Raw genomic sequence first — 21,276 nt, forward strand, 5'->3', positions numbered from 1 at the left:
GCGGTGCGCGGTTCGGGGTTCGCCCCGGCCGCCGCGCGCCGGCCTGTCAGGCCGTGGCGGACGGAGTCGCCGCGGTGGTGGTGCCGGTGTCGGCGTCCTCGGACTTCTTCCCCGGGGCGTCAACGGCGTCCGGGGCGTCAGGGATGAGCCCCAGTTCGGTGTCGCGGACGAACTCCACCTCGCGGCGCAGCAGACGGAACCACATGAAGACGACGAAGCCCGCGAAGACGAACCACTCGCCGGTGTAGCCGAGGTTCTGGAACGCCTTGAGGTCCAGGCCCGTGTTGTCCGGCGCGGTCGGAGGCACCGCCTTCATCCCGGCGTCGGCCCTGTCGAGCGTGATCCACGCGTCGTACGGGGTGTACGGCACGAGGTTCACCAGCGAGGCGGAGCTGATCGCCGCGGTCTGCCCCGCGGGAAGCCCTCCGGCCGTGCTGACACCGTTCGACCCGGGACTCTCGGACGCCTGGAGCGCGCCCGTGACGGTGACCTCGCCGCCGGGCACGGCCGGGGCCTTCGCCGGGTCGGCGGCACCGGGCAGCCAGCCCCGCACGACGGGCAGCGCCTTGCCGCCGTCGACCCGCAGGAGCGTCAGCACGTAGTACCCGCTCCTGCCGCCCAGTTCCCGGCCGGGCACGAGAAGCTGCTTGCCGTACCGGCCCTTCGCGGTGGTCTGCTTGCCGGACGTCTCCGTGGTCACGGGCAGCATCTCGGCCAGCGGCCGGGCGGGCTCCGTCTTAGCCGTCGAGGCCGCCGCGTCCGCCGTCCGGTGCTCCTGCACCCGGTCCTCGAACCGCCCCAACTGCCACGACCCCATGAAGACGCAGAAGGGGATGGCCAACAGCACGAAGACGTTGATCCCCCACCAGCGGGGCGTCAGCAGGAAGCGGTACACGCCTTCCACGGTACGGGGCGGCCGAGCCGGACTCGGCCGTGGGGCCCGCTCAGTACCGCTCGGCCAGATGCTCCCGGCCCGCCGGAGGCTCGTACGGCTCGGGCCAGAAGTCGGTCACCGTGGCGATCCGGCCCTCCTCGTCCGCCGTGAAGAACGTGATCGCGTGCATCTCCTCCAGGCCCACCGTGAAGTGGGTCCAGGTGACGGCCTGACCGGGCTCGACCATGACGCGCTCGATCCGGACGTGCCAGTCGCCCGGATACTCGCGGTTGAACTCGACGTACCGCTTCCTGCCGCTGACGCGCTCCCGCGTCTGCGGCAGGGTGTAGACGACGTCCTCGGCGAGCAGGTCCGCGAACGCTCCCCACTCCCGGGCGTCCGCGGCGGCCCAGTAACTCTCGACGGTCTTGCGCAGATCGGTCATGCGAAAAAGTCTGCACCCCGCCACTGACAACGGCCCTGACCCGCACACACGCCCCACGGCCGCGAGGTTGTCCACAGGCCGGGGGCCTCGTCGGCGCGAGGCGGGGTGCGCCAGGCACTATGGGGCCATGACTGAGAGCACCAGGTCCACCGAGCCGCAGCAGGCAGACATGCCCGACTGGGAGAAGCGCTTCCGCGCACCGAGGGTGTCGCTGCCGGACTGGGCGGAGGACGCCCCGCACCGCTCCCTGTTCGTCTCGAACGCGACAGGGACGTACGAGCTGTACGCGTGGGACCGCGCGACGGGGGAGCAGCGCCAGGCCACCCACCGGGCGAACGGCACGACGGACGGGGTGCTCGCGCCCGACGGCGAGTGGATCTGGTGGTTCGACGACAAGGACGGCGACGAGTTCGGCATCTGGCGGCGCCGGCCGTTCGACGCCCCACTGGTCGAGGGAGGAGTCGACGAGCCGGCCGTCCCCGGCCTCGAACCCTCCTACCCGGCGGGCCTGGCCATCGGCCGCGACGGGCGTACGTCCGTGGTGGGCCGCTCGACGGACGACGACGGATCGACGATCCACCTGGCCCGCGCCGGTGAGGCACCGGTGGAGATCTACCGGCACCGCGAGTCGGCCGGGGTCGGCGACCTCTCGCACGACGGCTCGCTGATCGCCGTCGAGCACACCGAGCACGGCGACGCGATGCACTCGGCGCTCAAGGTGCTGCGCCCGGACGGTTCGGCGGTCGCCGAGCTCGACGACACCGAGGGCGGCACCGTCGAGCTGGGCCTCGAGGTGCTGGGCTTCGCCCCCGTCGACGGGGACACCCGGCTGCTCATCGGGCATCAGCGGCGCGGACGCTGGGAACCCCTCGTGTGGGAGGTGACGACCGGCGAGCAGACCGACCTGGGCCTCGACCTCCCCGGTGACGTGGCCGCCGAGTGGTATCCGGACGGCTCGGCCCTCCTCGTCGCCCACAGCTTCGAGGCGCGCAGCGACCTGTGGCGCTACGACCTCGCCTCCGGCGAGCTGACCCGGGTCGCGACCCCGCCGGGCACGGTCTCCGGGGCGACGGCCCGCCCGGACGGGACGGTGGAGTACCTGTGGTCGTCGGCGGCCGAGCCGTCGGCCGTCCGTTCGACGACCGGCGAGATCGTCCTGGACCCGCCCGGCCAGAAGTCCCCGGGATCGGTCCCCGTGGAGGACGTCTGGGTCGAGGGACCCGGCGGCCGTATCCACGCCCTGGTCCAGAGGCCGGCGGGCACCACCGGCCCGCTGCCCACCGTGTTCGAGATCCACGGCGGCCCGACCTGGCACGACAGCGACTCGTTCGCGGCGGGCCCGGCGGCCTGGGTCGACCACGGCTACGCGGTGGTCCGGGTCAACTACCGCGGTTCCACGGGCTACGGCCGCGCGTGGACCGACGCGCTCAAGCACCGCGTCGGTCTCATCGAGCTGGAGGACATCGCGGCGGTCCGCGAGTGGGCGGTGACGTCCGGCCTGGCCGACCCCGGCCGGCTGATCCTCACCGGCGGTTCCTGGGGCGGCTACCTCACCCTCCTCGGCGTCGGCACCCAGCCCGACGCGTGGGCCCTCGGCATCGCCGCCGTCCCGGTCGCCGACTACGTCGCGGCGTACGACGACGAGATGGAGGCGCTGAAGGCCATGGACCGCACGCTCCTCGGAGGCACCCCGGAGGAGGTCCCCGAGCGCTTCGAGGCGTCCTCCCCGCTGACCTATGTCGACGCGGTCAAGGTCCCCGTCTACATCTCGGCCGGTGTGAACGACCCCCGCTGCCCCATCCGCCAGATCGACAACTACGTCACCCGCCTCGCCGCCCGCGAAGCCGTCCACGAGGTCTACCGCTACGACGCGGGCCACGGCTCCCTGGTCGTCGACGAACGCATCAAGCAGGTCCGCCTGGAACTGGACTTCGCGGAGCGGCACCTGGGGAAGTAGCCCCGGAACCCCGGCGGAGGGGTCGGTCCTCCGGCCGGCCCCTTCCGCCAGACCCCTCCGGGGGGCCGGCTAGGTTCCGGCCCGCGGCCGGGGCCGCCGGCCGAGCAGCTCCGCGAGCCCCCGCCGTGTCGCGGCGAGCACCACGCGGTCCTCGGACCGCAGGACGTAGGCGGAGGGCAGGTCCCACACCAGCCGGGGACCGCACGCGGCGGACGCCGGGGCCGCCCGGCGTTCTTCGGGCGTCGCCTTGTCCAGGGCGAGCACCCGCCACGCCCCCGCACGGAACGCCTCCCCCACGGTGCGCCCCTCCAACTGGGGATGCCCGCCCACGTCCACCGCGGCGAACAGCAGTACCCGCCGCTCGACGGGAATCGCCCCGAGGATCTGCCGCCCCATCATCGCCCCCGCGAACGCGGGCGCGGCCAGATGGGACACGCTGCGGCTCCGGGTCAGCGCGTCAGGATGCGCGGCCCGCAGGGTGCGGTACACGGCGGTCGCGAAGTCGTCGTCGTACAGCCGCAGGACGACCCGCAGATCGGGCCGCAGGGTCCGGGCGTAGAGCACGGCCTCCAGGTTCATCGTGTCCGCGCTGGTCAACGCCAGCAGCGCGTGCGCCCGATGAATCTTGGCGGCCTCCAGCACACCTTCCTGCGTCACGTCCCCCAGCACCACGGGCACCCGCAGCCTCCGTGCCAGCGCGAGCCCCCGCGCCTCGGGATCGGCCTCGATACACACGACGGGGATGCGCAGCTCCCGCAGCCGCGCCAGCACCCTTGTGCCGATCTTGCCGACCCCGAGCAGCACCACGTGCCCGGACAGCCCGCGCGGCGGCTTGCGCAGCGCGGTTCCGCCGCGGAAGGTGCCGAGCGCCTCCAGTACGGCGGCCAGCAGCACCGGCAGCAGCAGCAACCCGACCATCCCGGAGCAGAGTTGGAGGATCTGGCGGCCGAGCGGCTCGCCGATGGCCGGATTGTTGATGGCGAAGAGATCGAGCAGCGTCAGATACGTCGCCTGGAGCGCAGGTTCCCCGGTGACCAGCACCGACGCCACGGCGAGCCCGATCACGCACCCGACGAGCCCCGCGAACGACCAGCGCAGCCGCCGGGACAGCAGGGAGCCGAACCACGGGACGACGCCCCGCCCCGCGTTCAGTTCGGGACCGGAGTACGACACGTTCTCCAGGACGACCGTGCCGCGTCCGGTCGCGGCGGCCACCGCCCTTTCGTCGGGCAGGAGTTGAGGTCCCTGCGCGCCGCTGGACTCCGAACCGTCGGCGCCCGCCGGGTCGTTGGTCGTGGCGGACAGCAACGCCAGTGTGCAGAGCCCCGGATCGGCGACCTCACCCGGACCGGGCGGCGGCCGCTCCACCGCGCGCAGCATCAGCCCGTCGGTCTGGACGACCTTGCTGGTACCGGCCACGGCGGTGGCGGCCAGCGCGGGCGCGGCCGTGTCGGCGTCGGACAGCACGGTGGTGGAGGCGTCGTAGGCCTCGACGTTTCCGCCCGCCCGGGTGGCGTCCGGTCCCGAGGCGCCGCCCCCGGCACTGAGCGCGCTGTCGGCAGCGGCGGCGGCCAGTGCCGAGGCCTGGTCGAGGAGGGCCTCGATGTGCTGCCCGAGACGCCGGTTGTAGAGCCGCAGGACCAGCCGGATCCGCGGGTTGAGCCGCCGCGCGGTGAGCGCGGCACGGATGTTGGTCTCGTCGTCGTCGTACACGAGCGCGAGCGCGGCGGCCCGTTCGACACCCGCGTAGGCGAGCGCGCCCTCGGTGAGCTCGGTGGCCTCCACCAGCCGCTCGGAACCGGGAGTCTCATCGGTCCGGCCACCCCCTGACTCTCCGGGGCCGCCCCCGTTCCCGGAGGCCCGGTTCACCGCCGCGGACACCCGGTCGAACAGGGCCGTGGCCCGCGCCCGCCCGACGACCGGCGGCCGTACACCCCCCTGAGGGGGCGGTACCACGAGGGTCACCCGCTCGCCGTACACCCCGCGCAGCTCGGCGGCCAGCCGATGGGCCAGGGCGTCGTCCCCGGCCACCACCATGTACTCGGCGGCGTCACTCGACACAGTCTGAGACGGAAGATTCCCCACGAGGAAGAAGACTGCCGCACGGGTACCGGTGGTTCCAGTGCGGAACCCGGTTAACCGGGCCTCTGGCCCAGCCACTTCAGCGAGACCGCTCCACCAACTCCTCCCTCGATCCGCAGGTGATCTTCGGTACCCCTGATGCGTCTGGAGTTGTTACTCTCATGTCGCCTTGTACCAGGGGCAGTTGAGGACTGGGGCACTCTTGAGGCGCCGCTGGCACGTGCCTGATCGGCCGCCGCCGCCCCGCCACGCCCCTTTCTTGCCTTCGGAGGCCGCGTTGCCCCGTCGTACCACCGTCCGTGGCGTCGCCGCCGCGTTGGCGGTCCTCGCCGTGACCGCTGGTCCCGGCCCGTTCTCCGTCCCGGCCGGCGCGGTCACCGATGCCGGGAGCACCGCCCTCGCGGGGGAGAAGGTCTTCCAGTCGGATCGGTACGTCCCCCGCCGTGACCGGATCTACTCCGCCGGCCCCAGTGGCTACCTGCACGCCCAGGAGGGGAGTTCCGGCTATCGGTGGACGTCGTACGCCACCGGTACGACCACCGGACTGGGCAACCTCTCCCGGCTCGAAATCCCCGCGTACCTCGGATCGTCGTCCGACATCGTGACCGACGTCGTCTCGTCCACCGCGAAGGTCGTCCTCAGGGACATGGCCGCCGGTACCGCCACGGACGTCCTCCTCACCCACGGCACGTACTGGGCGACGTACGGCGCCCATGTGCTGACGCAGGCCCGGACCGTCGACGGCGACCGCACGCTGTGGCTGTTCGGCGACGGCGCGCCCGCCGAGGGCACCCTCGTCGACGGATGGCCGGCCGGAATCACCACCAACTTCACCGTCCTGGGCGGCGACAGCGGCACCGCCGTCATCAGCTACGCACTGGGGAGCACGCGTCATCTGGCGCTGGTGGACCTGGCCGCCGCGAAGGTCACCGGCGACGTGACGGTGTCCTCCGCTCCGACGGCCGTCGCGCTGAGCGGCGACCGGCTGGTCTGGTACGCGTACGGCAGCACGGCGCACGTCCTGGACCGTGCCGACCTCTCCGCCCCCGAGACGACGGTGACGGTGCCCGGCACCGAGGGCACCCCGTACCTGGGGATCGCCGGCCGCTGGCTCGTGGTCGCCCGTTCCGTACCGTCGGACCCCTACAACTCGGTGGATGAGTCCGGCGAGCCTCTGATGGCCGTCCCTCTCGCGGGCGGTGACGCGCTCACCCTGCTCCGGCACGCGAACACCTCGGTCACCGCCGCGCCGGACGGCGGAGTGCTGACCGTGGGCGGCGCCGACTCCGCGCACTGGGCGGTGCGCGAGGTCACCGACACGGGCGCGGCCACGCCGACGCTGACCGAGGTGACCGCCGTCCCGCCGACGGCCGCAAGGATCGAGCGGCTGTCGCTGCAGAACGGCACCCTGGCCACCCAGGAGGCCGACAGCAGCTTCATGGGCGCCTTGTACACCCAGAGGATCTCCGCCGACGGGACGCCGGGCGCCCGGACCTGGCAGGGGTGGGACGGAAGGCCGGTGGGCCCGTACGCCACCGGCGACGGCCGCGCGGTGACGTTCACCGCCGACTCCGACCCTGTCGGTTCGTTCGTCCAGTCCGTCGACAAGACCGACGAGGCAGGCTTCTTCTATCTGCCCTCGGCCTCCGGGACCGTCCTGGACGTCACCGGCCGGTACGCGATCGTCAACGGCTCCTCCCCAGCCAAGCAGTACGTCGGCGACCTCGGCGTCTACACCGACCTGCGGCCCGTCGTCACCCGCTCCGTCACGGCCGCCTCCGTCTGGGGAACCAAGCTGTGGACCCCGGGCTCCGCCACGGGCGTCGTCACCGCCCAGGACCTGAAGACCCACAAGACCACGGACACCGTGAGCACCGGCGCCCCGTGCGTCCCCAAGGAACTACAGGTCGTCGGCCGCTGGATCTACTGGTCGTGCGGCACCACCGCGGCGGCCGGCGTCTGGGACCGTACGGCGAAGAAGAACATCCCTGTCCCGTCCGGCGAGGCGCTGCTCGGCGACGGCTACCTGGTCCGGCACGACACCTCCGCCGGAACACTCCTCCTCACCTCCTTCGCCGACGGCACCGCGACCACCCGTACGATCGGCACGCTCGCGGCGGGCACTTCCGGCCTGCGAGGGGTGACCTGGACCGTGGACAAGTTCGGCGGGCCCGTGGCCTACGTCGACGCGGACCAGCGGATCCATCTGGTGCCCACCGGCGTCGCCACCCAGGCGCTCGGCGTCATCGAGTCCGGGGCGACCGACAACGCCGGGGAGAGCAGCGCGGCCGGCAGCCCGTGGTGGCAGTGGCGCGGACTGCTCTCCAAGCCCGCCGCCTCCTGGACGGCCACGCTCACCAGCAAGGCCACCGGCGCCGTGGTCCGTACGCTCACCGGCGGAGAGGCGGACGGCACTCTGACCACGCGGTGGAACATACGCGACACCGCGGGCGCGTTCGTCCCCAACGGCATGTACACCTTCAAGCTGACGGCCCCGCCCGCCGACGGTTCCGGAGCGGCGCTGACGGTGTCGCAGACGGTGAAGGTGTCCGACGGGGCCGCCGTACGCCACGACTTCACCAGCGGTGGTGCCTGGGCGCCCGACGGGATCGGCGACGCCCTGACCGTCACGTCCTCCGGTGCCGTCGGCTACCGGCCCGGCAACGGGGCGGGCGCCTTCAGCGGGAGCATCTCGGCCTCGGGCTGGCCCTCCTCCGTGACGCTGGTCCCGTTCGGCGACGTCAACGGCGACCGCCGCGACGACATCCTCGTCCGGTTCGGCAGCGGCGAACTGCGGGTGTACCGGACCATGCGCGGGCAGGCCTTCACGACCGGCACCCCGCACACCTCGCTGGGCACCGGCTGGAACCAGTACAACGTGCTGACCTCGCCGGGGGACATCACGGGCGACGGCCGGCCGGACCTGATCGCGCGCAAGGCGTCGACGGGAGAACTGTTCCTGTACAAGGGCACGAGCACGGGGACGCTGTCGGCGCGGGTGCGGATCGCGGCGGACTGGTCCGGCTACAAGAAGATCGTGGGCGTCGGCGACTTCAACGGCGACGGCCGCGGTGATCTCCTGGCCCAGGACCGGTCCAACACCCTGTGGCGGTACGACGGCAACGGTTCCGGCGGCTTCAAGTCCCGGGTGAAGGTCGCCGTGAACTGGGGCTCGTCGTACAACGTCGTCGTGGGCGTCGGCGACATCACCGGCGACGGCAAGGCGGACATCGTCTCCCGCGACACCTCCGGCAACGTATGGCGCAACTCCGGTAACGGCGCAGGGTCGTTGGGGCCCCGCACGAGGATCGCCACAGGGTGGCAGGCGTACAAGGGCGTGTACTGACGCCCTTGTCGCACCGCGCCCGGGTGACCACGTCCGGCGCGTCGGCCTAAGCGACCGCACCGACGACGCCCCGCCTCCCCCGAGGCGGGGCGTCCCGTGACGTATGCCCTGCCGGGGCCGCCTACCCGGCGAGCCAGGGCCTGCGAATGGCCGAACTCGCCCTGCTTCTCTGATCATTGGTGCCCCCCGTTCGCCTCCGCTGTCACTGGCGTGACCTAGGCTCCGGTTGCATCCCCAGTTCAACAACAGGGGCTCTTTTTCGTTCCGGGGGGTTCGAAACCATCGTGCGCATACGCACTCTTCCGGCCGCGACGGCGCTCGCGGTCCTCTTCGGTTCGGCCGCGCTCGCGGTCACCTCGGCCGCGCCCGCGCTGGCCGACTCCAGCACCGTCCTGCCGGTCAAGTCGACCGGCGACGTCGTCGTGGACGGCGTCCACAAGCGGGTCTTCATCAGCGACCCGACCGGCGGAAAGGTCGTCGCGACCGACTACAGCGGCACGGTCGTCGGCACCGTCGACTCGTTGCCCGGCGTCCGCGGTCTGGAACTGTCCGCCGACTCCGGCACCCTGTACGCGGCCGTCGAGGACGCCGACGCGATCGTCGCCATCGACACGGCGACCGCCACCGAGGCCCACCGATACGCGACGGGCGACGGCACCCGGCCCGAGTACCCGGCCCTCGCCGGCGGCAAGATCTGGTTCGGCTACGGAGGCTCCGGCAGAGGCAACATCGGCTCGCTCGACCTGAGCACCGGTGACCCGGTCGTGGCCCTCGACCAGGACACCACCCGTACCTGGAGCTACGCCCCGATCCTCGGCTCCTCGTCCGGCGCACCGGGCACCATCGTCGCGGGCGCCCCCGAGCAGAGCCCGGTCGAACTCGCCGTGTTCGACGTGTCGTCGGGCTCGGCGAACCGCACCGCGTACGCCTTCGATCCGGGCAACAGCAGCAACCTCAGCGACCTCGCGGTCACTCCCGACGGCAAGGACGTCGTCACGGCCAGCGGCGCCCCCTACAAGCAGGAGGTGTTCAAGCTCTCGGACCTGTCGGAGGACGGCAGCTACACCACCGACCCCTACCCGAACGCGGTCGACATCGCCCCGAACGGCACCGTCGCCGCGGGCACCTTCTCCTGGTACGACCCGGACGTCCACATCTTCGAGCCGGGCGTCTCCACGCCGGTACGGCAGTACGACTTCCCGAACACCGGCGGCAGCAGCGGCTCCGACACCCTCGCGGCCTCCGGTCTCGCCTGGGCGCCGGACACCAGCAAGCTGTTCGCGGTGTCGTACAACGACGCGGACGTGTACTCGCTGCGCGTCCTCGACGACCCGACCAAGGCGGCCACCGGCCTCACGGCGACGGCCCCGGCCACCCCCACCCGCGCCAAGTCCCTCGACGTCACGGGCAAGCTGACGTCGGACACCGCATTCCCGTCCGGCACCAAGGTCTCCGTCCGCCGCACCGACGCCGAGTCCCCGTCCGGCAAGCTGCTCGGCACCGCGACGGTCGGCGCCGACGGCTCGTACTCCTTCGCCGACACCCCGCCGGCCGGCGGCCAGGTCGAGTACATGGTCAGCTACGCGGGCGACGGGAACCACGCGGGCGCCACCGCCACGACCACGGTGAACGTCACCCGCACGGCGACCACGGTGACGCTCGACAACAACGGCAAGGTGTACGCGTACAACAGCGCGGTGAAGTTCACGGCGCACCTGGGGACGACGTACAAGAACCGCACCGTCGCGATCTACGCCAACCCCTACGGCGCCGACAAGCCCGAGAAGCTGGTCGAGTCCGGCACGGTCGACTCCTCCGGCAACCTGTCCGTCACTCTCTCCCTGACCCGCGACACCAAGCTCACCGCCAAGTTCACCGGCGACACCCGGTACGCGTCCGCGACGGCCACCAGCACGGTCGGCGCGCAGGCCAAGGTGTCGACCGCGCTCAGCGGCTACTACACGAGCAAGACGGCGTGGAGCCAGACGTACCGCTACTTCCACAAGTCCAAGGACCCCGTCTACGACACGACGATGACGCCGTACCCGGGCCGCAAGTACAAGGTGGAGATGCAGGGTTACTACCAGGGCGCCTGGCGTACCACGCACTCCGAGTACCTCGTACTCGGCGCGGACGGCAAGGACGCGCTCAAGCTCACGGGCACCCCGCCGACGGGCGTCCGCTTCCGGATCCGGTCGTCCTACGTCGACACGACATCGGGCGACAACGTGAACTCGACGACGTACGGAACCTGGAAGTACTTCATCTTCACCAGCTGACGTCCGGTACTTCTCACCGAAGCCTGACGTAACGGGCGCGCCGGTACTTCTCACCGAAGACCGACGTGACGGGCGCGGGTCTGCCGGCGAAGCGGACCCGCGCCCGGGGTGTTCGCCGTGCCGAGGAAACGCAGGACCGCCGGCACCGGACGATGACCGACGACGGTCGGGCCCCCAAGGGGGCTCCACCCGGCCACGCGTCGCGGATCAAGCACCGCGCACCGCGCACCGGGTCTGCTTCCGCCTCTGCGGGGCAGGCGAGCCCGGTCGCCGGCGCGAGCGCGGCGGCGGTCGCCCGGGAAGCCGAAGGCGGGGAAGAGCACCTGCGGGATGGTCCGAGCCGTAACCCGACGGGCGGCTCTCGAACGGCTCCCCAAAAGACCCGCGAAACCCCTCAGGGACCCGACCCGCAATGCGGATCAGGCCCCTGACCTGGTACTTCACTGTCGGGGTGGCGGGATTTGAACCCACGACCTCTTCGTCCCGAATGAAGTTCGCGCAAGCCCCTGACCTGGCTGTTTTCGCTCTGGTGCAGGTCAGGGCGTTGGCCTGCGTTGGTCTCCGTTGGTAGTGAGAAGAGAGGTTCTGATGATCCACTCCCCGCTCACTCCCCGGAGGGGCAGACGTTACGGTGGGTCAGACGGCAGTCGAGTCGGTAGTGCTTCGCCCTCACCGTTTGTTGTAGCTGAGTTGGCTACCGAGGAGATCGCGGCGGAGTCAGAAGTGCATCATCGACATGATCTCCGCGCTTCGCACGCCAGTTTCGACCGCAACGGCGTTCTCGCCGGGCTTGATCCATCCCGCGCGTTCTGCAGCGGCGACAGCGTCTTTCTCCGCGTTGTCCGCCTCGGCGTTCAGTGCCTCGTCGACGCCGAGGCACTTCGTCCCGGCTGCAGTGCCGGCCGCCAGGGATGCGCGGAGCGCGGTTTGGCAAGCAACAACGGCGAGTTCGGAGTCAGCGTCGACCAGCTTCCCCATCTGCGATGCCTGTGCGGCCGATGCCGCAGCGTTCCGTGCGTACCGGGCATCCGCAGCAGGGTCAGGCTCGCTCTCGGCGAGTGCGGCGAGAGCTTGCGCCGCCACCCGAGCTGCGTGAGCAGCCTTCCAGGCCGCTGCTGCTATGTCCGAGCTGGCGTCTGTGACCTCATTCGAACCGTGCTGCTCAACGTAGCCGCAGAGTCCCGCTGCTCGGGCTGCGGCGCTCTGCGCACGTGCGGCATGGATCGCCCTGAAGGCTTCCGCCTGACGAATGGGCTCTTCCTGTTGCTCGGGCACGTTCACCGGCATCTCCTTGTCGGTCAGGACAACGGTGCGCTTCCGGCCTTCCGCTGGCTGTAAGCGAGCAGGAGACGTCGGGCAGGGTGACATGCCAAGGTCCAACAGACCAGAGAAGAGCGGCAGTTGTTGAGCGCTGTTATTTCCTGAATCTTGGCCAATCAAGGGGTGCTGTTGTCATCATCCCGACGGGAGGAGGGCAAGATCAGGTCTCGCTGCGGGTGTCGCTCGCCCTTGACGCTGCCTTGAACGCCCAGGTCGACTCGGGCGAACTCATGGAACTCGTTGGTCTCGCGGAAGGCGGCACGGTTTCTGTCGCGCCACTCTTCCAAGGTCCCGGAAACCTTTCCCTCTGCCTGCCAGTCGACCTGCAGGGCCGCCGCATTCAGCTGATGCGCTGCCTCCACCACATCGTCACCACCAAGCAGCATGACTCGCTCGAAGGCTCGGCCGCGCTGGCGAGCGGCCTCGTGCAGCTCCTCCAGGAGCTCGGCGTCAGACTTCTCGCTGCGGCGGATGCTTTCCTTGTGCTCGTAGAGCTGTACGGCCGCGAAGATAGCCGCCCGCACCCGGTCGACGTAGCCGCCGTACGCATCCAACTTACGGTCGTCCCATCGTGTGAGGAGGACGTACTTGTTGCGACTCCGCTCCATGAAATACGTCGTCAAGTGCGTGGTCAGCGCGCCCAACAGCACGGCAGCGATCGTTACGAGCTGCTCGCCGGTTCCCACGCCATCCCCCGATGCGGTCCACTCCTAAAGAGGTCTGGACGATTTTAGGAGTGCGGCCCGTGTGGGGGAGAGATTTTGCTGAAACAGAGGGGAGTCACGGCCTGTCAAGGCTTCCTTGGGCCCCACGACTGGGCGCGTGACACTGTGACCGCTGTGACACGCCCCTCTGTTTCAGCGCTGTTGTGTGTGATCAGCGTCCTGTGACTCCGGACGGCAGGTCAGTGCATGAGGCCGATGACGACTCCGAGGACGATCAACCACAGGAACAGCCGGAACGAGATCTGCACTCGTGGATCACCCCTCTGACAGTGCACTGTCCGAACTTCATCTGCTCAGGACTCTGCCCCATCGCTGTGCCAAGGGCCAGGGGCCATCTACGGGGCCGGTGCGTGCCGTTCTAGAGGAACAAGCCGAGTGCCTTGTCGAGTGACCACGTCTGCCAGCACATGCCCAACAGTCCGACGACGGAGATCAACGCCATCATCAGGTTCTGCCCCTGCTCCCCCTCATCGTGGATCATCAGCACGAGATAGATCAGGTTGAGCACGAGGCCGCCGACGAGGGCGATCGGCGTGAGGGAGCCGACGATGAGTCCGAGGCCGAGGGCCAGCTCCGCGTAGGCGACGACGTACGCCATTAGGCGCGGTCGCGGCTTCACCACCACGTCGAAGCCTGATCGGACGAAGGCCCAGCGGTGTTTGTCCGCGACGCGGGCCGCCCATGCGATCCCGCCGCCGCCGAACCACTCCTCCTTGTCCTTGTGGCGCCAGCTTTCCAGCCACCACAGGCCGAGGCCGATCCGGAGTATGGCGAGCCAGTCGGCTCCGCTGAGCCACATCGTGTGCATGGGTGTGCCCTCCCGGACTCAAGCTGACGGAGCGTCAGTTCAGCTGATCGACGTCGACCGCGCAAGGGTCGGGTTCCGGCGGGGCGCTTGCCGTCTACCAAGGCGAGCCATACCCTGAATCTGATGGATCGTCAGATATGGGCCGGTGAAATCGGCAGACAGCAGGGGGTAAGTCGCTTGGCCAGCAACGATATTGGCGGTACGGATCTCCCCCGGGTGATCAGCGTGGATGATCACGTGATCGAGCCCGCACACCTCTTTGAGACGTGGCTCCCCAGTAAGTACCGGGAGAAGGGGCCGAAGCCCTTCACTGCCGGTATCGGCGAGCTCGCGTACATCGGCGGCAAGTACAAGTTCCAGACCGATCCCAAGGGGCAGACCACCGACTGGTGGGAGTACGAGGGCTCGTTCTTCCCGTACAAGCGCATCATCGCGGCCGTCGGATTCTCCCGAGACGAGATGACGCTTGACGGCATCACGCGCGAGCAGATGCGCCGTGGATGCTGGGACCCGAAAGCCCGCCTGGAGGACATGGACCTGAACCATGTCGAGGCCTCGCTCTGCTTCCCGACCTTCCCGCGCTTCTGTGGGCAGACCTTCTCTGAGGCCAAGGACAAGGAGGTCGCGCTCGCCTGTGTTCGTGCGTACAACGACTGGATGGTTGAGGAGTGGTGTGGCGACAGCCGAGGCCGGCTGATCCCTCTGTGCCTCATCCCGTTGTGGGATGTTGATCTCGCCGTTGCAGAGATCAAGCGTAATGCCGCTCGCGGAGTGCGCGCGGTGACCTTCTCGGAGATCCCGACGCACCTTGGCCTGCCGTCCATCCACTCGGGCTACTGGGACCCGTTCTTCGCGGCCTGCGAGGAGACGGGAACCGTTGTGAACATGCACATCGGCTCGTCGTCGCAGATGCCCGCAGCATCCCCTGACGCCCCTCCTGCAGTCCAAGCCGCGCTGAGCTTCAACAACGCGATGGCGTCGATGATGGACTTTCTCTTCTCCGGGGTCCTGGTGAAGTTTCCCCGGCTCAAGTTGGCGTACAGCGAAGGGCAGATGGGATGGATTCCGTACGCACTGGAGCGTGCCGACGATGTGTGGGAGGAGCACCGGGCGTGGGGCGGGGTCAGGGATCTGATCCCGGAGCCTCCGTCGTCGTACTACTACCGGCAGATCTTCTGCTGCTTTTTCCGGGACAAGCACGGCATTGAGGCCATTGAGACTGTCGGCGTGAACAACGCGACCTTCGAGACAGACTATCCGCACGTCGACTCGACATGGCCGCACACGAAGCAGGTGGCAGCCGATCACATGGCAGGCCTGCCCGACGATGTGGTGTACAAGCTCCTTCGAGGCAATGCGATTCGTATGCTGGACCTGCCGTTTGACCAGGACCGGACGGCTGTCAGCGGTCGCTGAGCCAGCGCTCCGGTCGTGGTGCGGTGTTGAGGGGTGATCCGGCCTCTCGGCGCCACGGTTCGCGCGACGTATCTCGGAGAGGCGACCGGATGAGTAATCCCGTTTCAGAGGTCATTGCCACCCTTGGGCGGCGTTATGTGCGCGATGCTCCGGGGGGGCTCGGCAAGGCGTTCTTGGCCACTCATCTCCTGAATCCGTACCTGCGGGATCACCCTCGTCAGCGTGTGGTCGAGGCCCGGTTCGGTGCGCAATTCCTTGTTGATTCAGGCGACTTGATTCAGCGCTATTTGTACCTATTTGGGACATGGGAGCCTCATATGACCCGATGGGTTGAGAGCCGCCTTCGTCCTGGTGACGTGATGGTCGACGTCGGCGCGAACATCGGGTATCTGACGATGCTGGGATCTCCGCTCGTCGGCAGTGCTGGCCGCATCGTGGCCATCGAGGCATCCCCCGAGTTTCATCGTCGCGTGCTGCTGCACGCGGAACTCAACGGCTATGACAACATCCGTGCGGTGAACGCAGCGGCGGCGGACAGCCGGAAGATGCTGACTTTCGTCCTCGCCAGCTCTCACAACCTCGGCGCGAACAGCATCGTGCCGTGGGACGGGCCTGCGGAATCCACCTTCGACATCGAGGCTCTCCCCCTGCATGAGCTCCTGCAACCGGACGAGATCGCCAATGCCCGAGTGATCAAGATCGATGTTGAAGGGGCAGAAGGCAGCGTCATAAAGGGGCTGGCTCCTGTGCTGGATCAGCTCCGCCAGGACGTGGAGATTGCTGTGGAGGTCACGCCGGATCGGATGGATCAACTGGGCGACTCTGTTGACGAGCTCATGGAGAGCATGCAGAAGCACGGCTTCAACACGTACCGCCTCGTCAACGACTACGCGCCCGGGAGCTACCCCGAGGCGATGCGAGCGCCCGTACCTCCCCAGCGTTGGCGAAAGCCGATCGAGGGTGAGACCGAGTTGGTGTTCTCACGGGTGGACGCCGAGTGGTTGGTTTGACACGAGAAGGGCCCGACTCTCGGATGGATCGAGAGTCGGGCCCTTGCGGCGGGGGATGTCAGAGGTAGTACGGCGGACGGTTGCCGCCGAGGCATTCGGGACAGGGCACGCGGCATGTCTTCCGGCACCTGAAGCACCCGGTGAAGCCCAAGCAGTCCGGGCACCAAACCTCACAGTGGCCGGCGCACCAACCGCAGTAGGCCGTGGGTGCAGGTGTGGGATCGGCTATCTGCGGCCTCTCCTTGGCCGGGGGCGTTGTTATCCGAAGGACTCCGCGTCGAGCTTCGGCCCGTCTTCTTCCTCGTCCTCGTCGTCTGCCTCGGGCTCATCGGTCATTGGCAGTCGGTAGCCCCGGCTCTCTGCCACCCGGAGTACCTCGCGAAGTGCCTCGTGAGTGCGTGTGAGAGCGAAGCGGAGCGCAGGAACGTCAGCGCGTGGGTCATCGAGTACCGCCTGCGCGCCCTCAAGGACGGACTCGGCGGAAGACGTCTGCACCGTCTCCACCTCGTCAGCGAGACGGGACAGAACACTGCCCGATTCGCTGGGGCTCAGGTAGCACCGTTTCCCCTCCGCGCTCGCCCACGGCAGCAACCTCAAGGATGAGGTGCCGTTGTATGGGACCTGTACCGGAGTCTCTTCCGGCGTCGGCTTCTTTGTCATCCCGCTGCCTCCAGTTCGCCAACGGGGACGGACGCGGTGAACACGGCCTCCGAACTGTGCCCAGGGAGCACCAGGAGCGCGGCCTCCACCACCCTTCCCGTGGTGTCCGTCGATACGCGCTCGATGGCCAGGACGGCGGTACTTGTGCCGATGCGCAGAGTCCACGCTTCCTCGGCATCAGGAACACGGGAGGTGACGCGGGATACCGTGCTGGCCACGTGGATTCCGGCCTCGGCGAGCCGGTCCCGGATGTCGTCGCCCAAGGGCGATTGGCTCGCAGGAGGCACGTCGAGAGTCGCGACGTCGCACGGGACGTAGACCCGCGCCAGGCTGCAGGGGAACTCGCTGTAGACGCCGAGGTAGACGTACTCGGTCAGCTGAGTCTCAGGCGGAACGCGAAGGCGTCCCGCGAGCTCGGCGTCGGCCTCCAGCTTGTTGCTGCGGACGCTGACTTTTACGGGGGCGTTGGTAGCTGCTTGCTTGCCCGACGCGAAGGTGTCGGCCGAGTACGTGATCTCGCCGAAGGTGTGGCGCACGTAGTTGCCGCGGCCGTGTCGTCGCACGACCATGCCCTCGTTTTCGAGTGCGGCGATGGCCTCGCGCACGGTGACGTGGCTGCACTCGTACCGGCTGGAAAGTTCGGTTTCGGAGGGAAGTCGGTCGCCTGCGGTGAGCACTCCTGAGGTGATCTGGTGGCGGATGTCGTCCGCGATGTGGGAGTAGCGGTTCGTCGCCATCCGGTGGGTCACCACTTCCTGGCTGCCCGGGTCACGGACAGGCGAGTTTGGGAATGCATGGTCAAGGTTTCGCCGGTCACGAAGCGCAACCGCTTCGCTTGGCCGGGGAGTTCAGTGAGGTTCAGAACCTTGAAGGACTGGCCGCCGATCGTGAGTACGTCGGCTTGCTGGATCGTCCGGGACGTGACTTCGAGGACGACCACGGGGACACCGGGGCGAAGAGTCACAACGCCTCCCTTCCGGCTGGAGGCGCGGCCGATTGATGGCGCGGGCAGTGGCAGACCTCGTAGACCACAGGCAGCCCCTCAGGGGCAGGCCTCTGTTCTGCGTCGGTGCATGCGGCGTGAGTGCCGATGCGGCAGGCAAGGGACCGGTACAGCTTCGGGGCGTCAAGCGCTCGCACAGACATCAGACGGCCTCCGCGATCGAGTAGCTCGGGCAGAGTTGTGGGGCCCCGGGGTACGTCAACTGCTCGTGCTGCGTGGTGAGTTTTTCGGGAGCCAGTACGTACAGGCGGACGAGGGCGTATTCCTCGGCGAGACTTGGATCTGCGTACCGGACGGGCCTGTGGCGTATGAACTCGGTCCTGGGCCGACGGTCCGGCTGCGCGACGACTGCGGCCGGCGCTTGGCGGCGACGGTAGCGAAGCGGATGCGTTGCGTACTGCTCTCTGGTCCAAGCGGTAGCGCGGCGGATACGGTTGAACACGTTTTCAGCTCCCTCAAGCTGAGGACCGTGCCCCCGGACGACTACTTCGTTGCGGGGGTGCATTTCCTTAAAGCGGCTCGTGCCGTGCAGCCGCTTTCGTCGCTGTCGAGCCCCCACCGATCAGCGGTTGCCACCAGCCGGTAGAGCTCTCTCCACTGCTCGGCGGAGATCGAGTTCGGAACCTTGGCGGCTATGGCGATGTGGTCGGCGTGGTCCTGCAGGCGTGGAGTGAATCCAGCTGCGGAGAGGCGCGCCATGAGCTCACGTGCACGTGCTTCGGTCGAGCCCAAGACGTTCCTCCGTCGCCACCGGATCGCTCGGCAGAGCTAGCCGTCTAAATGCAAGCTGGACGTCTAGCTATGGCCTAGCCGTCTAGCTTAGAGATGGTCGGCTAGATTTGCCATATGCGCGAGCAGCCGTCTTATCTCCGCATCGCTGACGTACTTCGACAGCGCATCGCGGATCAGGAATGGTCACCAGGTGATCAATTGCCGTCCCGTGCGGAGCTCGCGCGGGGCTGCGGAGTGAGCGCTGCCGTCATCCGGCGTGCGCAGGAAGCACTCATTGAGCAGGGCGTGTTGGAGGGGCGAGCAGGGTCGGGGACCTATGTCGCTCAGCCTCGTACGCGGCTGCTCATGGTCCGGTCTCAGCAGCGTGAGCAGAGCGAGTCTTCGTTCCGTGAGGACATGGCCGCGCTCGGTAAGAAGGCAACGTGGGAGACTCACGGCGATGCGATGGTGCCAGCGCCTGCGGATATCGCTGAGCGCCTGGGCGTCCCCGAGGGTGACTACTGCGTGCGGACCTCGTACGAGTACCTGGCCGATGGCCAGCCGTCCCACGTGGCCACGAGCTGGGAGCCGTACAGCATCACGGGCGGCACGCTCGTCGTGATGCCCGAAGGCGGGCCGCTCGCAGGGAAGGGCGTCGTGCGCCGCATGGCGGAGATCGGCATCACGGTCAGCCGCGCGGTCGAGCGGCCCGAGCCCGGACACGCAAATGCCGAGGAGGCAGACCTCCTCGGCATTCAGCGCGGCGCGCTGGTCACTCGCATTCAGCGGACGTACTTCAGCGACGACGGGCGCGCGGTCGAAACGGCGGACATCGTCGTACCCGCTGCACTTCGGCAGGTCGAGTACGAGATCCCGATCACTCCGAGCTGATCGGGTACTTCCACTGGAAGTAGTCCAGCGCTCGCGCTCGTGCTTCCACGACGGCCATGCGGGCATCCCGCTCGGTGGCGTTGGTGTGCGCCGCCTGCCCCGTGGCCTGGCCCTCCCACTTTCGGTAGAGGAGCCCCACCTCGGACGAGAACCAACCACGCGCGACGGAGTTCAAGGCGAGAAGTAGGCCGGTGTCCTCCGAGGCCGGAAGCGCCATCCACCCGCCGAGGGCGACGAGCAGATCACGGCGAATGAAGAGCGTTGCCGGGTGGACCTGCGCCCGGAAATCATGCGCTGCCCAGTAGTCGAGTACGGCCTTGCGCTCAATCGGTCCGTGATCGGGGTCGCCCGGGAAACCGACAGTCGACCCGTCGGGAAGCAGGTCGAGTACGCGCGACGTCGCCCAAGCGATGGTCCGGTCTGCCTCCAGTGCCGCGAGATCGCGCGCCAGAGTGCCAGGAGCAAGCTGATCGTCAGCATCGAGCACCTTGACGTAATCGCCGTCGGCGTTCGCCAGGGCGATGGTGCGCGCGACTCCTGGACCGCCGCGCCGACCCTGGCCAAACGTGATCCGCTTGTCGTCGGGGACGTACGGAGATACGTCGTCCGTCGCGCCGTCCTCCTGGATCAGCCAATGCCACTCCCAGCCTTCGGGAAGCTCCTGACCACAGAGGGACTTGTACGCGTCCGGCAGGAACTGAGCCGAAGGGGCGTGAACAGCCGTGACGATGATGATGCGCCGGGTCACGGCTCACCACCTTTCCAAGTGAGTCGTGAAGAGCATTTCCGTACGGTCGCCGGGCAGCGTGACGTCTGACATCTCGGCAACGACGCCTTCGGTGTCGAACGAGGTCTTGCGGAGCACCAGGACCGATGTCCCTGGCGGTAGGTCCAGCTCCTCCGCTTCCTCTGCCGTGGGCGGACGGGCGGTCACCCGCTCCTCGATGTGGTCGATCTCGATACCTACGGTGTGGAGCTGGTTCCACGTACCGCCGGGCCATGGCTCCTTGGTCTCGTCCAGGAGATCGGGATTGCTCTCAACCCGCTCGCGGACCAGATAGGACGTGACCAGGTTGAAGGGGGCGTGCTCGGCGCTGTATCGCGTCCGGTAGACACGCTCGACCAGGGCAGTTCCCTCAGGAACGCCCATCGCCTCCGCGATATCCGTCGGTGCCTTGATCTCGCGGTATGCCGCGTGGAAGACGAGGTCATTGAAGCCAAGCCCCGTGTCGCGCTCGGTGGCACCGGTCTGGAGCCGATTCTCCTCGGACTGGCGCGCGCGGTCCTTCTCCCATTGGTGCCGGCTGTTCGTCCGCTGGACCAGTGTGCGCGGGCGGCGAACGAAGGAACCGCGGCCGTGCTGCTTGTCGATCAGCCCCTCGGTCTGCAACACGCGGAGCGCTTCGCGAATTGTCACGTGGCTCTTGCCGAAGCGTTCGGAGAGGGCGGACTCGGCAGGCAGCTTGTCGCCAGGCTTTAGCTGACCTGCGCGGATCTCTCTGCGGAGCTCGTCCGCGATCCGCTCGTATGCCTTGCCCATCTCTGCTCACCGTTCCGTCGTCCGATACGGATCAGCATACGACTCCTAAAGAGGTCTTGACGAGTGGAGGTGTGGAGGTCCATAGTCTTGGCAACTCCTAAAGAGGACTAGAGGACAGGTTCTCTTTAGGAGTTATTGCGCCCGAAGGAAAGCCCGAGGGGGTGAGTACGGAGGAAGCGTCAGCTCCTTGCGAATTCAACAGTGGACTC

General features: G+C 68.4%; 17 protein-coding genes. 6 read left to right on the forward strand and 11 right to left on the reverse strand.

Annotation, left to right across the window (positions count from 1 at the left end; all coding sequences use genetic code 11):
- Positions 1-46 precede the first annotated feature (46 nt).
- A complete protein-coding gene (locus tag ACZ6KY_RS25835; protein ID WP_469312662.1) occupies positions 47-895 on the reverse strand; it encodes an SURF1 family protein in 849 nt (282 codons plus the stop codon).
- Positions 896-944: 49 nt separating this feature from the next.
- On the reverse strand, positions 945-1,319 hold the full coding sequence (locus ACZ6KY_RS25840; protein WP_469312663.1) for a nuclear transport factor 2 family protein: 375 nt from the start codon (positions 1,317-1,319) through the stop codon (positions 945-947).
- Positions 1,320-1,446: 127 nt separating this feature from the next.
- On the opposite strand from ACZ6KY_RS25840, the gene ACZ6KY_RS25845 reads away from it, so the two are divergent.
- Entirely contained in the window at positions 1,447-3,276 is a 1,830-nt protein-coding gene (locus tag ACZ6KY_RS25845; protein ID WP_469312664.1) for a S9 family peptidase, read from the forward strand.
- Between the two features lie 69 nt (positions 3,277-3,345).
- On the opposite strand, the gene ACZ6KY_RS25850 is transcribed toward ACZ6KY_RS25845, so the two are convergent.
- Positions 3,346-5,313, reverse strand: coding sequence for an NAD-binding protein (locus ACZ6KY_RS25850; RefSeq protein ID WP_469312744.1), 1,968 nt, complete (start codon positions 5,311-5,313; stop codon positions 3,346-3,348).
- Between the two features lie 322 nt (positions 5,314-5,635).
- On the opposite strand from ACZ6KY_RS25850, the gene ACZ6KY_RS25855 reads away from it, so the two are divergent.
- Together ACZ6KY_RS25855 and ACZ6KY_RS25860 are read left to right on the forward strand one after the other, a co-directional pair.
- Entirely contained in the window at positions 5,636-8,704 is a 3,069-nt protein-coding gene (locus ACZ6KY_RS25855; protein ID WP_469312665.1) for an FG-GAP-like repeat-containing protein, read from the forward strand.
- A gap of 284 nt (positions 8,705-8,988) precedes the next feature.
- Positions 8,989-10,983, forward strand: a complete 1,995-nt coding sequence (locus ACZ6KY_RS25860; RefSeq protein ID WP_469312666.1) for a YncE family protein — start codon at positions 8,989-8,991, stop codon at positions 10,981-10,983.
- Between the two features lie 717 nt (positions 10,984-11,700).
- Here ACZ6KY_RS25860 and ACZ6KY_RS25865 read toward each other — a convergent pair.
- The 3 genes from ACZ6KY_RS25865 to ACZ6KY_RS25875 form a co-directional block, all read right to left on the reverse strand.
- Positions 11,701-12,264, reverse strand: a complete 564-nt coding sequence (locus tag ACZ6KY_RS25865) for a hypothetical protein (RefSeq protein ID WP_469312667.1) — start codon at positions 12,262-12,264, stop codon at positions 11,701-11,703.
- Between the two features lie 155 nt (positions 12,265-12,419).
- Complete coding sequence (locus ACZ6KY_RS25870) at positions 12,420-12,989, reverse strand: hypothetical protein (protein WP_469312668.1); 570 nt, start codon at positions 12,987-12,989, stop codon at positions 12,420-12,422.
- Positions 12,990-13,386: 397 nt separating this feature from the next.
- Positions 13,387-13,836: a DoxX family protein gene (locus tag ACZ6KY_RS25875; RefSeq protein WP_469312669.1), complete on the reverse strand. Its 450-nt coding sequence runs from the start codon at positions 13,834-13,836 to the stop codon at positions 13,387-13,389.
- Positions 13,837-13,959: 123 nt separating this feature from the next.
- Between ACZ6KY_RS25875 and ACZ6KY_RS25880 the strand changes: the two genes are divergently transcribed.
- Together ACZ6KY_RS25880 and ACZ6KY_RS25885 are read left to right on the forward strand one after the other, a co-directional pair.
- Positions 13,960-15,252: an amidohydrolase family protein gene (locus ACZ6KY_RS25880; RefSeq protein WP_469312670.1), complete on the forward strand. Its 1,293-nt coding sequence runs from the start codon at positions 13,960-13,962 to the stop codon at positions 15,250-15,252.
- 89 nt (positions 15,253-15,341) lie between these two features.
- The gene (locus ACZ6KY_RS25885) at positions 15,342-16,262 is read left to right on the forward strand and encodes an FkbM family methyltransferase (RefSeq protein ID WP_469312671.1); all 921 of its coding nucleotides are present in this window, start codon (positions 15,342-15,344) and stop codon (positions 16,260-16,262) included.
- Positions 16,263-16,520: 258 nt separating this feature from the next.
- Here ACZ6KY_RS25885 and ACZ6KY_RS25890 read toward each other — a convergent pair whose 3' ends face one another.
- From ACZ6KY_RS25890 to ACZ6KY_RS25900, 3 genes are read right to left on the reverse strand one after another with little or no spacing between them, the layout of a single operon-like run.
- On the reverse strand, positions 16,521-16,922 hold the full coding sequence (locus tag ACZ6KY_RS25890; protein WP_469312672.1) for a hypothetical protein: 402 nt from the start codon (positions 16,920-16,922) through the stop codon (positions 16,521-16,523).
- Positions 16,919-17,659 carry a GntR family transcriptional regulator gene (locus tag ACZ6KY_RS25895; RefSeq protein WP_469312673.1) on the reverse strand — a complete coding sequence of 247 codons (741 nt, stop codon included), beginning with the start codon at positions 17,657-17,659 and terminating at the stop codon, positions 16,919-16,921. The genes ACZ6KY_RS25890 and ACZ6KY_RS25895 overlap by 4 nt, the downstream gene beginning before the upstream one ends.
- Positions 17,660-17,667: 8 nt before the next feature.
- A complete protein-coding gene (locus tag ACZ6KY_RS25900) occupies positions 17,668-17,862 on the reverse strand; it encodes a hypothetical protein (protein WP_469312674.1) in 195 nt (64 codons plus the stop codon).
- 909 nt (positions 17,863-18,771) lie between these two features.
- On the opposite strand from ACZ6KY_RS25900, the gene ACZ6KY_RS25905 reads away from it, so the two are divergent.
- A complete protein-coding gene (locus ACZ6KY_RS25905; protein ID WP_469312675.1) occupies positions 18,772-19,527 on the forward strand; it encodes a GntR family transcriptional regulator in 756 nt (251 codons plus the stop codon).
- Here the strand turns inward: ACZ6KY_RS25905 and ACZ6KY_RS25910 are convergent.
- Positions 19,514-20,275: a glycosyltransferase family 2 protein gene (locus ACZ6KY_RS25910; protein ID WP_469312676.1), complete on the reverse strand. Its 762-nt coding sequence runs from the start codon at positions 20,273-20,275 to the stop codon at positions 19,514-19,516. The two genes, ACZ6KY_RS25905 and ACZ6KY_RS25910, sit on opposite strands and share 14 nt — an antisense overlap.
- 3 nt (positions 20,276-20,278) lie before the next feature.
- Positions 20,279-21,067, reverse strand: coding sequence for a GntR family transcriptional regulator (locus ACZ6KY_RS25915; protein WP_469312677.1), 789 nt, complete (start codon positions 21,065-21,067; stop codon positions 20,279-20,281).
- Positions 21,068-21,276: the final 209 nt, after the last annotated feature.

It is taken from the genome of Streptomyces sp. NPDC042002 (genome assembly GCF_055588305.1).

Bases quoted from the DNA above. Each gene is read 5' to 3' on its own strand.
- ACZ6KY_RS25875 (WP_469312669.1), bottom strand. From the start codon at position 13,836: ATGCACACGATGTGGCTCAGCGGAGCCGACTGGCTCGCCATACTCCGG.
- ACZ6KY_RS25895 (WP_469312673.1), bottom strand. From the start codon at position 17,659: ATGGCGACGAACCGCTACTCCCACATCGCGGACGACATCCGCCACCAG.
- ACZ6KY_RS25840 (WP_469312663.1), bottom strand. From the start codon at position 1,319: ATGACCGATCTGCGCAAGACCGTCGAGAGTTACTGGGCCGCCGCGGAC.
- ACZ6KY_RS25850 (WP_469312744.1), bottom strand. From the start codon at position 5,313: ATGGTGGTGGCCGGGGACGACGCCCTGGCCCATCGGCTGGCCGCCGAG.
- ACZ6KY_RS25885 (WP_469312671.1), top strand. From the start codon at position 15,342: ATGAGTAATCCCGTTTCAGAGGTCATTGCCACCCTTGGGCGGCGTTAT.
- ACZ6KY_RS25890 (WP_469312672.1), bottom strand. From the start codon at position 16,922: ATGACAAAGAAGCCGACGCCGGAAGAGACTCCGGTACAGGTCCCATAC.
- ACZ6KY_RS25905 (WP_469312675.1), top strand. From the start codon at position 18,772: ATGCGCGAGCAGCCGTCTTATCTCCGCATCGCTGACGTACTTCGACAG.
- ACZ6KY_RS25915 (WP_469312677.1), bottom strand. From the start codon at position 21,067: ATGGGCAAGGCATACGAGCGGATCGCGGACGAGCTCCGCAGAGAGATC.
- ACZ6KY_RS25845 (WP_469312664.1), top strand. From the start codon at position 1,447: ATGACTGAGAGCACCAGGTCCACCGAGCCGCAGCAGGCAGACATGCCC.
- ACZ6KY_RS25880 (WP_469312670.1), top strand. From the start codon at position 13,960: ATGGATCGTCAGATATGGGCCGGTGAAATCGGCAGACAGCAGGGGGTA.